Origin of the sequence: Streptomyces sp. NPDC087215, from assembly GCF_044744885.1 — a bacterium.
Lineage (GTDB): Bacteria > Actinomycetota > Actinomycetes > Streptomycetales > Streptomycetaceae > Streptomyces.
The window spans coordinates 80,140-92,091 of the sequence record NZ_JBIUZD010000014.1 but is presented as its reverse complement, the minus strand read 5'-3'; the positions used below and the strand labels follow the sequence as shown (position 1 = coordinate 92,091).

Sequence of the window (11,952 nt, the reverse complement as noted above, 5' to 3'; positions counted from 1 at the left end):
GGTCTCCGGTCGGCCGGCGGGAGGACGACCGCCGTTCAGTCGACGATCGCCATCTCGCGCGGGGTGTTGTTGAAGCGACGGCCGGCCCCGTCCTCGGTGGCCGTGACGATGTCCTCGATGCGCACGCCGAAGCGGCCCGGCAGATAGACGCCGGGCTCGATGGAGAAGCACATGCCGGGGACGACCGGGAGCTCCTCGCCCTCGACCATGTACGGCGGTTCGTGGGTGGTGACGCCGATGCCGTGGCCGGTGCGGTGGATGAAGTACTCGCCGTAGCCCGCGTCCGTGATGACCTTGCGGGCCGCCCGGTCGACGTCCTGGCAGGCGACCCCGGGGCGTACCGCCTCGAATCCGGCCTGCTGGGCCTCCCGTACGAGGTCGTGGACGCGCCGCTCCTCGTCGGTGGGTTCGCCGACGTGCACGGTACGGGTGGTGTCGGAGCCGTATCCGTCCTTGAGCCCGCCGAAGTCGAGGACGACCATGTCGCCGCGCTCGACGACCCGGTCCCCGGCCTCGTGGTGCGGGTTCGCGCCGTTGGGTCCCGAGCCGACCACGGTGAAGTCGACCTGGGAATGGCCGAAGCGGAGGAGGAGGGCGGCGAGGTCCGCGGCGACCTCGGTCTCCCGGCGGCCCGCGAAGCGGACCTTGAGGATCTCGCCGTACGCCCGGTCGGCGGCGGCCCCCGCGGCGGCGATCCTGGCGAGTTCATGGGCGTCCTTGACGCCCCGGAGCATCGGCAGGGCCTCGCTGAGGGAGACGTACGAGGTGCCGGGGAGGGCCCGCTGGAGACCGAGGATGTGCGCGGCCCAGGCGTTGTCGCTGACGGCGAAGCGGCCGTCGACGTCGAGGAGCGGCGCGGTGACGGCGTACGGGTCCTTGCCGTCGGTCCAGTCGCGGAGGGTGAGCGCGGCGGCGCCCTCGGCCTTCGCCGCGTCGGGCGCCTCCAGGGTGGGGACGACGAGGACGGGTGCCTGGCCGACGGCGAGGACGAGGACGGTGAGCCGTTCGGTGATCGCGGTGGGCCGGTAGCCGGTGAGGTGGACGAGGTCGGGGCCGGGGGCCACCAGGACGCCCGCGAGTCCGGCGTCGGCGGCGGACTCGGCGGCGCGCGCCATCCGCGCGCGGTAGTCGTCCGTGGTGAAGGGCACGACCTCGTCGGTGGGACCGGTGCTCGTCATGGCGGGGCTCCTTCTCGGCGGCCTCGGGTCTCATGGCCGGGGTCTCATGGCCGGGGGAGGCTGGCGCGGCCCGGCCGCTCACGGTCGGGGCTTCTCACAGCCCCGGGTCCCTCCCTCGCCGGGCCTCGTGCGGCCCCGGCCGTACGGGGTCAGGTCCGTACGTGGTCAGATCCGTACGCGGTCAGGGCCGTACGCGTCCCCGGGATTCCGTCGTACAGCATCCTGCCCGGGACGGTCCGCCGCCGCGACCGCTCAGCGGCGGTCCGGGCCCTGGGTGATGAGCCGTTCCAGGAGTTCCTGGAAATCGTCGCCGACGACGATCCGCAGCTCTCCGCGTTCCTGGTCGTGCTCGCTGAGCTGGGTGAGGGTGCCGCCGCGCCACCAGAAGACGTACGGGCTGATGGCGCCCGGGGTGTCCTCGTACCCGGAGGCGGCGAAGGAGGCCATGGCGCCGAGGGCGGGGATGATCGTGGTGTCCCGGATGGGGTGGAAGGCGAGCTGGTGCCGGAAGGGCAGGGCGACGAGGGCGCCGTGCTCGCCGAGGGGCGCCCCGGTGACCCGGCGGACGACGCCGTCGAGGTCGAGGACGCGGCTCGCGGTGTAGAAGGAGTCGCCGAGGATGATCTCGAAGCGCATCCCGTCGGCGTCGCGGACGGTCTCGTGCTCCTCGACGGGCAGCCCGCGCAGATTGCGCAGGGCCCGGTCGCGGAGCTGGGCGTGGTCACCGAGCCGTTCGAGGGCCTCGTCGGTGAGCATCATGACGCTCTCGGGAAGGTCGAGGGCGAGCACCTCGTACAGTCCGGGGGCGACGGTCCTGGCGTAGCCGAAGGCGGCGGCGTCGATGCCGTCGCCGCTGACGACCCGGGGGTAGAGCTGGGAGCGGATCTGCTCGGGCGGCAGGGTGTCGAGCGCGGACGGCCCGTCCATGGCGCGGACGACGAGCCCGATGTGCCGGTGGATGGTGGCGGGCCAGACGCGGGGGCCGCGCCGGTCCTGGTGGCAGACGGCGGCGAGGTTGCCGAGGCCGAAGCGGCGGCCCTTGTCGTCGATGACGTGGTCGGCGTAGACGGTGACTTCGAGGCCGAGTTCGGCGAAGGTCTCCCGGACCCGGCCCCGGAACAGCGCGGCCTCGCGCTGCGAGAAGTAACCGAACCCGGGATCCCTCGGCGTGTCCTCGCCGTCCCGCCTGGGCCCCCGCCGCAACCACCCCACGCCAGCCCGCCTTCCGTCGCCGTTGAGGCCAGCCTAGCGACTGGGGGTGTCCGGCCCTGGGCCGTCGGGTGAACCCGGCCCTCCCGCACGGGTTCGGTCGCCGAGACGGCCGGTGAAGTCGTTCAGGGCCTCGGCGTCCGCCCGTACGCGGAGGAAGAACAGGACCCGGGGCGTCGGCGAGCGACGACGACGCGGCGAGCGTGCGGGCGTGCGCGCCGGGGGCCGTGAGCCCGGCACGATCCGGAAGGCACGCCCCGGCTCCGGTGGCCTCGAAGGGCGTGCGGCGGTCCCGGTGCGCGCGGGTGCGCTTCGGTTGCCTCCGGTCGGAGAGCCGTACGCCTGGGGGCGGAAGGGAAGCGATGGCAACGTACGTCACGCAACGGATCCAGTCGGGCACCGAGCGTGAGACCACGCTGCTGTGCGCCCGCTTCGAAAGGGAGTTCCTCGTGCTTCGTCTTCGTTCGCTCGTTCTCGCTTCGGTCACCGCGATCGCCGCTCTCGGGATCGTTCCGACCACCAGCACCGCCGTCGCACCGACCGCCATGGCCTATTCGTGCTCGCCGGGCTACTTCTGTATCTACAGCGACTGGAACGGCGGCGGGACCCGATGCCAGTGGTCCCAGGAGAGGAAGGCCAATACCGCCGACGACTGCTCGTTCATCCAGCGCGGGGAGAACGTCCGCTCGGTGCGGAACGGCACCAACCACCGGGTGCAGTACTACACGCAGACCAACTACAACTCCCGGGTCGGCTCCACCCCGTCCGGCGGGGAGGGAAACCTCCAGGGCAACTACCAGATCCGGTCGTTCAAGAGCCAGTAGCCCGGGACACGGCGCCGGGTTCCCGACTTCGGGTTCCCGGCTCCGCCGAGACCGTGCAGGACGAGCACGGTGTTCCCGGCGTCCTCGGTGACCGTCTCGCGCAGCCGCCGGACGAGTTCGCCCCGGTCCCGGAGGATGGCCGGTGCCCGGCCGACGGGCGGACGCCGCACCGAGTCGGGGCCGGGCCCGGAGGGGCCGTGGTGGTGGTGCTCGGTGATGTGCTGGTCACCGGTCGCCTGGTAGACGCGCCCGTGGCCGTCGGCCCGCCCGTCGTTGTGGCCGCCCATGTTCCGCGCCTCCCTCGGTCCGGCCCGGCTTCCCACTCTAGGAGCGACACCGTGTCAGCACAGTGGGCCGTCGGCGAAGTTTCCGGCCACGCGCGACGCGCCGCACACCGGCCGCGCCCCGTCACCCGTCCAGCGTGATCACCCGGTGGGCTCGCTCCCGGCCCCGGGCGATCAGCTGGGCGTTGGGTTCGTCCGAGGTGTGGACCCAGCGTTCGGCGTGGGCGCGGTCCTTGCCGAAGCGGATGTGGCGTTCGATCAGGCGGGGGACGCGGGTTCCGGCGTCCAGGTGGAGGTACCAGGCCTCGTCCAGGAGGGGCAGGACGGACGCCCAGGCTCCTTCGTCGTGGAGCAGGTAGTTGCCCTCCGTGATGACCAGCGGGACCTCCGGCGCGACCGGGATCGATCCGGCGATCGGCTCTTCGAGGGACCGGTCGAAGGCCGGGCCGTAGACCGTGGTGCCCGCTTCGGGGGTGCGGAGGCGGGCCAGGAGCGCCGCGTACCCGGCGGCGTCGAAGGTGTCGGGCGCGCCCTTCCGGTCGGCCCTGCCGAGCCGTTCCAGTTCGGCGCCCGCCAGGTGGAAGCCGTCCATGGGGACGAGGACGGCGAGCCCGTCGAGCCGGGCGACGAGCCGTTCCGCCAGGGTGGACTTCCCCGCGCCGGGCGCACCCGCGATCCCCAGCAGCCTGCGCCGCCGCCCGGCCGGGGCGACCCCCGGCACCTCGCGCCGCCCGCCCGGGGCAGTGACCGGGGACTCCCCGGCCCCAGCGGTCGGCTCGGCCCCAGCGTTCACCCCTGCCCTGGTAGTCACTCCGATCCCAGGAGCCACCCTGGCCCCGACCGTCACCCCGGACCCGCTGGCCGCCCCTGTCCCGGCCGGTCCCCCGGCCCCGGAGGCCCCCGCCGTCTCCCCCGCCAGCGCCCTCGCCGCCTCCACCAGGGTCTCGAACTGTTGCGTGCGCATGTCGGGCATTCTCGCACCGGCCCGGCCGGTTGACGCGGGTAGATTCCTCCGTATTACGTTGGCTCCCATGCCGTCCATCGCACTCGTCACCCTCGTCGTCCGTGACTACGACGAGGCCATCGCCTTCTACACCGACGCCCTCGGGTTCGACCTGGTCGAGGACACCGACCGGGGCGGTGGCACCCGCTGGGTCGTCGTCCGGCCGCCCGGTGCGGCCGGGGTCGGCGGCGTCGGGAACGCCGGTCTCCTGCTGGCCCGCGCCAAGAACGACGCCGAGCAGGAATCCGTGGGCAACCAGACCGGCGGCCGGGTCGGCTTCTTCCTGCACACCGACGACTTCGCCCGCGACCACGCCCGGATGACGGCGGCGGGCGTGAAGTTCCTGGAGGAGCCGCGCCACGAGCCGTACGGTTCCGTCGCCGTCTTCGAGGACCTGTACGGCAACCGCTGGGACCTGCTCCAGCCCGCCGCCTCCGCGTAGGAACCCCGCTTAATTCGCTGTCGCCCGGCCCGCCGCCCTCCCTACACTCGCGTCCCACGGCCCGCCGTCCGGTGGTGCCGTGGGAGCGATGTCCGTCCGAGGGGAGACCGCCGTGCGCAGCCGTAGTGCCGCCGTCGTGTCCTCCTCCCGCGCCCGGTACGACGTGATCCTCGCCTCTTCGTCCGGCCGGTGGCGGCTGCGCGCCCGCCATCGTCGCCCGTGACGAACCCCGTTCCCCAGAAGCCTTTCTGACGGTCCGTCCTGTCCGGGAATCGCGCTGCCTCTTCTCACCTCGGCAGCGAAAGGCACGACATCGTGCGTACCCACGAGAGCGTCACCACCGTCCGCGCCATCGGCATCCTCGCCCATGTCGACGCGGGCAAGACCACCCTCACCGAGCGCGTCCTCTTCCTCACCGGCGCCGTCCACAAGCGCGGCGAGGTCCACGACGGCACCACCGTCACGGACTTCGACCCGCAGGAACGGGACCGGGGCATCACGATCTTCGCGGCGGCGGTCAGCTGCGCATGGGCGGGCCACCGGATCGATCTGCTCGACACCCCCGGCCACGTGGACTTCTCCGACGAGGTCGAGCGTTCGCTGCGCGTCCTGGACGGCGCCGTCGCCGTCTTCGACGCGGTCGCGGGCGTCGAGCCGCAGAGCGAGGCGGTGTGGCGGCAGGCCGACCGGCACGGCGTGCCCCGGATCGCCTTCGTCAACAAGCTGGACCGGGCGGGCGCGGACCTGGACTCCGCCGTGGAGTCGATCCGTACGCGCCTCGGCGTCGTCCCGCTGCCCGTGCAGCTCCCGATCGGCCGCGAGGACGGCTTCACCGGGGTCGTGGACCTGGTCGGGATGCGGGCGTACGTGTGGCCAGACGGCGGCGGCACCTTCATCGAGGGGGAGGTGCCGGACGACCTCCGAGAGGAGGCCCTACGGCGCAGGCGACGGCTGGACGAGACGGTGGCGGAGCTGTGTCCGGACGCCCTGGAGGAGTTCTGCGAGCGCGGCGAGCTGTCCCCCGCGACCCTGCGGCGCGCCCTGCGCGAACTGACCCTCGACGGCGGCGCGGTGGTCGTGCTGTGCGGTTCGGCGTACCGGAACCGGGGTGTCGAACCGCTCCTCGACGCCGTCGTGGCCTACCTCCCGTCTCCCGCCGACATGCCGCCGGTTCGGGGGACGGTCCCGGCCGACCCGGCGGCGCCGTTCACCGCGCTCGCGTTCAAGGTGACCGCGACGGCCACCGGCCGCATGACGTACGTCCGGGTGTACGCGGGCACGATCGAGAAGGGAGGAACCGTGCTGGACACGGCGTCGGGCCGCACCGAGCGGATCGCCCGCGTGCTGCGGGTCCAGGCGGACCGGCGGACCGAGATCGACCGGGCCCGCCCCGGGGACATCGTGGCCCTCGTCGGGCCCAAGGGCACCCGCGCCGGGGCGACCCTGTGCGCCCCGGACGCGCCGCTCGTCCTCGAACCCCCCTCGACCGCCGAGCCGGTGGTCTCGGTGGCCGTGGAAGCGCGCCGGAGCACCGACACGGGCCGCTTGGCGACGGCGCTCGCGCGGCTCTCCGAGGAGGACCCGTCGCTCGTCGTGCGGTCGGACCCGGAGACGGGCCAGACCCTCCTGTCCGGCCTGGGCGAACTGCACCTGGAGGTCGCGGTGGAGAAGCTGCGGCGCGACCGTGGCCTTGAGGTCACGGTGGGCCGCCCGCAGGTCGCCTACCGCGAGACCGTGGACAAGGGCGTCACCGGGCTGCTGTACCGGCACGTCAAACAGGACGGCGGATCGGGCCAGTTCGCGCATGTCGTCCTCGACGTCGAGCCCCTCGCCCCGAACTCATCCGATACGGAGGAGGAGTTCGTGTTCAGTTCGACGGTGACGGGCGGGCGGGTGCCGCAGGAGTACGTCCGCGCGGTCGAGGCGGGCTGCCGGGACGCCCTCGCGGAGGGCCCCCTCGGCGGCCATCCGGTGACCGGCCTCCGGGTCACGCTCACGGACGGCGCCACGCACCCGAAGGACTCCTCGGAGCTCGCCTTCCGGGCGGCGGGCCGCTTCGCGCTCCGCGAGGCCCTGCGGGCGTGCGCGATGACGCTCCTGGAGCCGGTGGCCGACGTGACGGTCACCGTCCCCGAGGAGTCCGTCGGCGCGGTCCTCGGTGACCTCGCGGCCCGCCGTGGCCGGGTCACGGACCGCACGGCCCGGGGCGGTACGGCGGTGGTGACGGCGACCGTGCCGCTGGCCGAACTGTTCGGCTACGCCTCCCGCTTGCGGGGCCGCACCCAGGGCCGTGGCACGTTCACGACCCGCCCGGCGGGGTACGCCCCGGCGCCCCGTCCGCAGGGCTGACCCCTTCGGGGCGGAGCTCGTACGGGCCGAGGTCGATCTCGGCCCGTACGGTCTTCCCGACCGGCAGCCGGTCGAGCACCTCCCAGCGGGTCGCCAGGGCCGCCACGAGGAGCAGCCCGCGCCCGCCCTCGTCCAGGGGGCGCGGCGCAGACCGCTCCCCGGGGGCTGGCCGCCGCTCGCCCCGGGTGTCGGAGACCTCGATCCGCAGCCGCCGGCCGGGCAGATAGCTGAGCTCCAGCTCGCAGTCCCGGCCGGGCACCCGGCCGTGGGTGACGGCGTTCGCGGCCAGCTCCGCGACGAGGAGCCCGACGGTGTCCGACAGCTCGCAGCCGTAGGGGAAGTGCCAGCAGTGGAGTTGGAGCAGCGCGAGCCTGCGGGCGAGCCGGGCACCGCGCGGAGTCGAACTGAACCGCTGCGCGAACACACGTACGGTGACGGTCTCTTCGTGGGTGAGGGGTGGGGTCATGGTGCCAATGTGGCCATGTCAGGGGCCTGTCCCCAGGTCAGCCACTCGTACTCCGGAGAGAGTACGAGCTCACCCTCTGGACCGTACTCATCACAAACCGTAAGCATGGGGCGCGATCAGTGCGAGGGCACGGGTGCGGGAGGTGACCAGATGATGGACGAGATTCCGGGTGAAGGTCTCGGCTGGGGCGAGCCGGAACCCACGGACGGACTCAAGGCGTTCGGGGCGGTGCTCAAGGTCTTCAGGAACCGGGCGGGGCTGACGCAGGAGGAGTTCGCCGAGCTCGTCGGGTACTCGATGGCGACGGTGGGCTCGGTCGAGCAGGGTCGGCGTTTACCGTCGGTCACCTTCGTGAACCGGGCGGAGGAGATCCTGGACGCGTTCGGAGCGATCCGGGCGGCGGCGATGCACCTGACGCGCAGGCGGGGGCTGGCTCGGTGGTTCCAGCAGTGGGCTCAGCTGGAACTCACCGCCGTAACGCTGTACACGTTCGAGAACCGCCTGGTGCCGGGAATGCTGCAGACCCCGGCGTACGCAAGGACGCTGTTCGAAAAGCGCATCCCTGCGATGGGTGACGACGAGATCGAAGCTCAGCTCGTAGCGCGCGCCGAGCGCAAGAACCTGCTGACAGAACGCCCCCACACGATCTACAGCTTCATCATCGAGGAGCATGTCCTGCGCCGCCTGACGGGCGGTCCGGAGATCATGCGGGAACAGCTCGATCACATCATCGAGATCTGCGCCCGGCGTAACATCGACATCCAGATCATGCCGCAGTCGCGCGACCATCACGCAGGTATCGGTGGCCCCATGCAGCTCCTGGAGACCCCGGAGAACCAGTGGTACGCCTACTGCGAAGGCCAGGAGAACGGGCTCCTCTCCTCCGACTCCAAAGTGGTCAGCATCCTGCAGAAGCGGTATGCCAGGATGCGGGCACAGGCTCTTTCCGTGGAAGATTCCCTGAGCCTGTTGCGGGAGATGCGAGGAGCACTATGAGCGTCACAGAACTGGCCTGGTTCAAGAGCAGCTACAGCAGCAGCGGAAGCGGCGACTGCGTCGAAGTCGCCCTCTCCTGGCACAAGTCCAGCTACAGCAGCGGAGAGAGCGGCGACTGCGTCGAGGTCGCCGCCTGCCCCTCCACCGTCCACGTCCGCGACTCCAAGAACCCCGACGGCCCCCAGCTCACCCTGGACCCCACCGCCTGGACTGAATTCCTCACGCGGCTCGTCTGACACGGGACACCCGGAGGGCCGTACGTCAGGATGGCGTGCGGCCCTCCGCCGTACGCGCCACGCAAGGAGCACGGACCCGACGAGAGGAGAACCATGAACGTCACCGATCTGACCTGGTTCAAGAGCAGCTACAGCGGCGGAAGCGGCGACGACTGCGTCGAAGTCGCCCTCTCCTGGCACAAGTCCAGCTACAGCGGCAGCAGCGGCGACAACTGCGTGGAAGTCGCCCTGCCCTGGCACAAGTCCAGCCACAGCAGCGGCAGCGGTGACGACTGTGTCGAAGTCGCCGCCTGCCCCTCCACCGTCCACGTCCGCGACTCCAAGAACCCCAACGGGCCCCAGCTCACACTTGAGCCCACCGCCTGGAGCGAGTTCCTCACGCGACTCGTCTGACACGGGACACCCCGAGGGCCGCACGCCAGGACGGCGTGCGGCCTTCCGCCGTACGGGCAACGGAGTTGATCGACGCGGAAGCGGTGACACATCCCGCCCGGCGTCTCGGGGTCAGCTCCGTTCGAAGCCGTGAGAGCGGGTGATGACCGAGAAGCCCCGGCGCTCGTACCAGTGCCGTGGCCAGTCCGCCGCCTCCGCGATCAGGAACCGGGTGCCGCAGCCCTCGTCGGCGGCCAGGCGCAGGGCGGTGGTCAGGACGGCGTCGGCGTGACCACGCCCGAGGTGGGCCTCCGAGGTGATCAGGTCCTCGATCGGGGCCGTGCCAGCTGCCAGGTCCGGATCGCTGCCGGGTCCGGATCGAGGTCGGCCCATGAGGCGACCTCACTCGACTGGACCCCGGCCTCGCGCCCCACACCCCCGTCGGCCGGAGACCTCGACGGGCCCGGCGGGGAGAAATCCTCTCCCCTTACTGCGGAACGGCTGGGACGATGCCCCGGTGAACGACTTCTCGCGTCTCAGCATCGGTCCTGGTCACGGCTGGCCGCACTTCCCGGAACCCCACCCGGTCGAGCCCGGCCGGTGGCCGGAGTTGGAGGCCGCGCTCGCCGTGGTCAACCGCGATCTGTCGGCGACCCTGCCGGACCAGGACCCGCTGATCCTGATGTTCTCCCCGTCCTCGGAACCGACGCCCCGGAGCCCCGTGGACCACGGTCAGGTCTATGTGGCGATGGCGGACGGCCGTTGGCACGGCAACTCGGTCCATTCGTACGATCCGGAGGAGAGCGACCCGCCGGAGCAGGACGATGCCACGACGGTTCTGACCGTGGTCGCGGAAGCGGCGCAGGAGACCGTCATGGAACTGCTCTGGCAGGTCTGGCCGCTCTGCTCCGCGCACAAGATCGGGATGCATCCCCGGCCCGCCGGAACCGCCAACGGCTGGTACCCGAGCGAAGCGGACCCGGCGGGCCCGCCGGTGTGGTGGTGCCGGGGCGGCCGGGACGGCTCGTACCACGACGTTTGTCTCGTGGGCGAGTTGGCCGACACTCTGCCGGGCAAGCAACGTCGGGCCCTGCGGCGCAGTGAGCGGAGGAAGGACGGCCGCGACTGACCCCGGGCCGTACGGCTGCGGGTTTGAGCGGAGTCCGCGCTGGTGAAAGTGGCTTGGCGGGCGTGGCGTCGGGTGGTTGGTGTCGCCGTCCATGACCCCGATTCTGCGCACCGAACGCCTGCTCCTCGCCCCCTATGTCCCCGGGGACGAAGAGGGTTTCGTGGCGCTGTTCCAGGATGTGAGGGTGTCGCGGTGGATGGGGGACGGCCTGGCTTCCGAGGAAGAGGACCGGGCCGTGTTCGGGCGCGTCTTCACGAAGGTCTACGCCCAGAACCTGTTCGACGTCTGGGCCGTTCGCCGAGAGGGCCGGTTGATCGGACACGCCGAGATCAAGCCGACCGACGAGACCGGGGGCCACGAGATCGTCTACGCGCTGGCCCCGGCGGCGTGGGGATCGGGTCTGGGCACTGAGCTGGCCCAGGCCCTCGTGGCCTACGGCTTCGACGCCCTCGCGTTGACCGAGGTGCACGCCACCGTGGCCGCACGGAACAGCGTCTCGCTGGCCCTCCTCGGCAGTCTCGGATTCGAGCACGTCCGGGACATCGACGAGGACGACGGCAGCACCACTCGTGTGCTGACCCGCCGCGTGACCGCCACGGACAGGGCTCCGGCCGTCCGGCAGGGCTGAGCCGGATCGGATCGGATCGGATCGGCGGGAGCCTGTTCGAGCGGATCCGGGTCGGACAGCAGCTCCGAGCCGGAGGGGCGAGTCGGGCGGGTCGGGGGCAGGCCCCGTCCGGCACCTCACGGCCGCGCGACGGGAGCGGCGCCCGACCTGGCCGCGCTGTTCGAAACGGTACGGGCGGCCGTCGCGTCGGCGGCCTGCCCCCCCTCTCGGAGTGACGGCCGCCGGGGCCCAGCCCGCAGCCTGCCACGCGGGCGCCGTACGGGCGCCGTACGGGTGCGAAGGCGGTGCGGTGAGGGGCTTGGCACCGGTCGAGCACCCTGCGTACGGTCCCTCCATGCATGATGAGATCACCGCGACGGTCGGCTCCGACCTCTACTCCTTCGACGGCCGGGTACTGGAGATCTTCGGCGGTGAGTACCCCCGCCGCTTCCACGTCCGGCACATGCATCTGAGCGTGACCGGGCCGGACCGGAAGGGGAGACGGACCGTGATGATCGCCCACGGTCGGCCGGAAACCCCGGGCGGAAGCCTCATCTGGCACCCCACGGCCAAGGAATGGGAGCAGTCCCCCGACCTGGCCGCGCTGCTCGAAACGGTACGGACGGCCGCCGCCGCCTCAGGGCCCCGCCCGGTGTGACGGGCGGCAGGCGGCTAGGGCGACTGGCGCCAGCGGTACACGGACCGGTCCCGCACCGCCGTTCGTCGCACCGCCGAACCCGGCGCGAGGCGCGGCACCGTGGTACGGCCGATCGGCAGCTCAAGAGCGCGCGGGAGCGGGAGACTCGGCCTGGGCCCGCCCGTGGGGACCGATGCCCGGCCTCACGTACCCCGCCGAT

Annotated in this window: 14 protein-coding genes and 1 pseudogene; 9 read left to right on the top strand and 6 right to left on the bottom strand. The window is 72.1% G+C overall.

Going from position 1 to position 11,952, the window contains the following annotated elements; all coding sequences use genetic code 11:
* Positions 1 to 35 precede the first annotated feature (35 nt).
* Positions 36 to 1,178 carry a M24 family metallopeptidase gene (locus ACIO92_RS27970; RefSeq protein ID WP_401241644.1) on the bottom strand — a complete coding sequence of 381 codons (1,143 nt, stop codon included), beginning with the start codon at positions 1,176 to 1,178 and terminating at the stop codon, positions 36 to 38.
* Between the two features lie 252 nt (positions 1,179 to 1,430).
* Positions 1,431 to 2,390, bottom strand: a complete 960-nt coding sequence (locus ACIO92_RS27965) for a hypothetical protein (RefSeq protein WP_366441390.1) — start codon at positions 2,388 to 2,390, stop codon at positions 1,431 to 1,433.
* Between the two features lie 446 nt (positions 2,391 to 2,836).
* On the opposite strand from ACIO92_RS27965, the gene ACIO92_RS27960 reads away from it, so the two are divergent.
* Positions 2,837 to 3,211, top strand: a complete 375-nt coding sequence (locus ACIO92_RS27960) for a peptidase inhibitor family I36 protein (RefSeq protein ID WP_401241808.1) — start codon at positions 2,837 to 2,839, stop codon at positions 3,209 to 3,211.
* On the opposite strand, the gene ACIO92_RS27955 is transcribed toward ACIO92_RS27960, so the two are convergent.
* Both ACIO92_RS27955 and ACIO92_RS27950 read right to left on the bottom strand, forming a co-directional pair.
* On the bottom strand, positions 3,181 to 3,498 hold the full coding sequence (locus ACIO92_RS27955; protein ID WP_402283705.1) for a hypothetical protein: 318 nt from the start codon (positions 3,496 to 3,498) through the stop codon (positions 3,181 to 3,183). The two genes, ACIO92_RS27960 and ACIO92_RS27955, sit on opposite strands and share 31 nt — an antisense overlap.
* Positions 3,499 to 3,619: 121 nt before the next feature.
* A complete protein-coding gene (locus ACIO92_RS27950; protein WP_366441434.1) occupies positions 3,620 to 4,216 on the bottom strand; it encodes a nucleoside/nucleotide kinase family protein in 597 nt (198 codons plus the stop codon).
* A gap of 310 nt (positions 4,217 to 4,526) precedes the next feature.
* On the opposite strand from ACIO92_RS27950, the gene ACIO92_RS27945 reads away from it, so the two are divergent.
* A complete protein-coding gene (locus ACIO92_RS27945) occupies positions 4,527 to 4,940 on the top strand; it encodes a VOC family protein (protein ID WP_401241658.1) in 414 nt (137 codons plus the stop codon).
* Positions 4,941 to 5,255: 315 nt separating this feature from the next.
* Positions 5,256 to 7,289 carry an elongation factor G gene (gene fusA / locus ACIO92_RS27940; RefSeq protein ID WP_402283707.1) on the top strand — a complete coding sequence of 678 codons (2,034 nt, stop codon included), beginning with the start codon at positions 5,256 to 5,258 and terminating at the stop codon, positions 7,287 to 7,289.
* Here fusA and ACIO92_RS27935 read toward each other — a convergent pair.
* Positions 7,240 to 7,755 (bottom strand): ATP-binding protein, encoded by a 516-nt coding sequence (locus ACIO92_RS27935; RefSeq protein WP_402283709.1) that lies wholly within the window; start codon positions 7,753 to 7,755, stop codon positions 7,240 to 7,242. The genes fusA and ACIO92_RS27935 overlap by 50 nt on opposite strands.
* A gap of 150 nt (positions 7,756 to 7,905) precedes the next feature.
* Here ACIO92_RS27935 and ACIO92_RS27930 point away from each other — a divergent pair, with 150 nt between their 5' ends.
* The 3 genes from ACIO92_RS27930 (at position 7,906) to ACIO92_RS27920 (ending at position 9,380) form a co-directional block, all read left to right on the top strand.
* Positions 7,906 to 8,751: a helix-turn-helix transcriptional regulator gene (locus ACIO92_RS27930; RefSeq protein ID WP_366441381.1), complete on the top strand. Its 846-nt coding sequence runs from the start codon at positions 7,906 to 7,908 to the stop codon at positions 8,749 to 8,751.
* Positions 8,748 to 8,987: a DUF397 domain-containing protein gene (locus tag ACIO92_RS27925; protein ID WP_366441380.1), complete on the top strand. Its 240-nt coding sequence runs from the start codon at positions 8,748 to 8,750 to the stop codon at positions 8,985 to 8,987. Before ACIO92_RS27930 ends, ACIO92_RS27925 begins: the two co-directional genes overlap by 4 nt.
* 93 nt (positions 8,988 to 9,080) lie before the next feature.
* Positions 9,081 to 9,380, top strand: a complete 300-nt coding sequence (locus ACIO92_RS27920) for a DUF397 domain-containing protein (protein WP_366441379.1) — start codon at positions 9,081 to 9,083, stop codon at positions 9,378 to 9,380.
* Positions 9,381 to 9,491: 111 nt separating this feature from the next.
* On the opposite strand, the pseudogene ACIO92_RS27915 reads toward ACIO92_RS27920, so the two are convergent.
* Positions 9,492 to 9,769, bottom strand: a pseudogene (locus ACIO92_RS27915) (GNAT family N-acetyltransferase); the annotation flags it as partial.
* Positions 9,770 to 9,876: 107 nt separating this feature from the next.
* On the opposite strand from ACIO92_RS27915, the gene ACIO92_RS27910 reads away from it, so the two are divergent.
* The 3 genes from ACIO92_RS27910 (at position 9,877) to ACIO92_RS27900 (ending at position 11,753) form a co-directional block, all read left to right on the top strand.
* Complete coding sequence (locus ACIO92_RS27910) at positions 9,877 to 10,488, top strand: hypothetical protein (RefSeq protein WP_402059380.1); 612 nt, start codon at positions 9,877 to 9,879, stop codon at positions 10,486 to 10,488.
* Between the two features lie 91 nt (positions 10,489 to 10,579).
* Positions 10,580 to 11,116 (top strand): GNAT family N-acetyltransferase, encoded by a 537-nt coding sequence (locus ACIO92_RS27905; protein WP_402283712.1) that lies wholly within the window; start codon positions 10,580 to 10,582, stop codon positions 11,114 to 11,116.
* A gap of 334 nt (positions 11,117 to 11,450) precedes the next feature.
* A complete protein-coding gene (locus ACIO92_RS27900) occupies positions 11,451 to 11,753 on the top strand; it encodes a hypothetical protein (protein ID WP_366441376.1) in 303 nt (100 codons plus the stop codon).
* Positions 11,754 to 11,952: the final 199 nt, after the last annotated feature.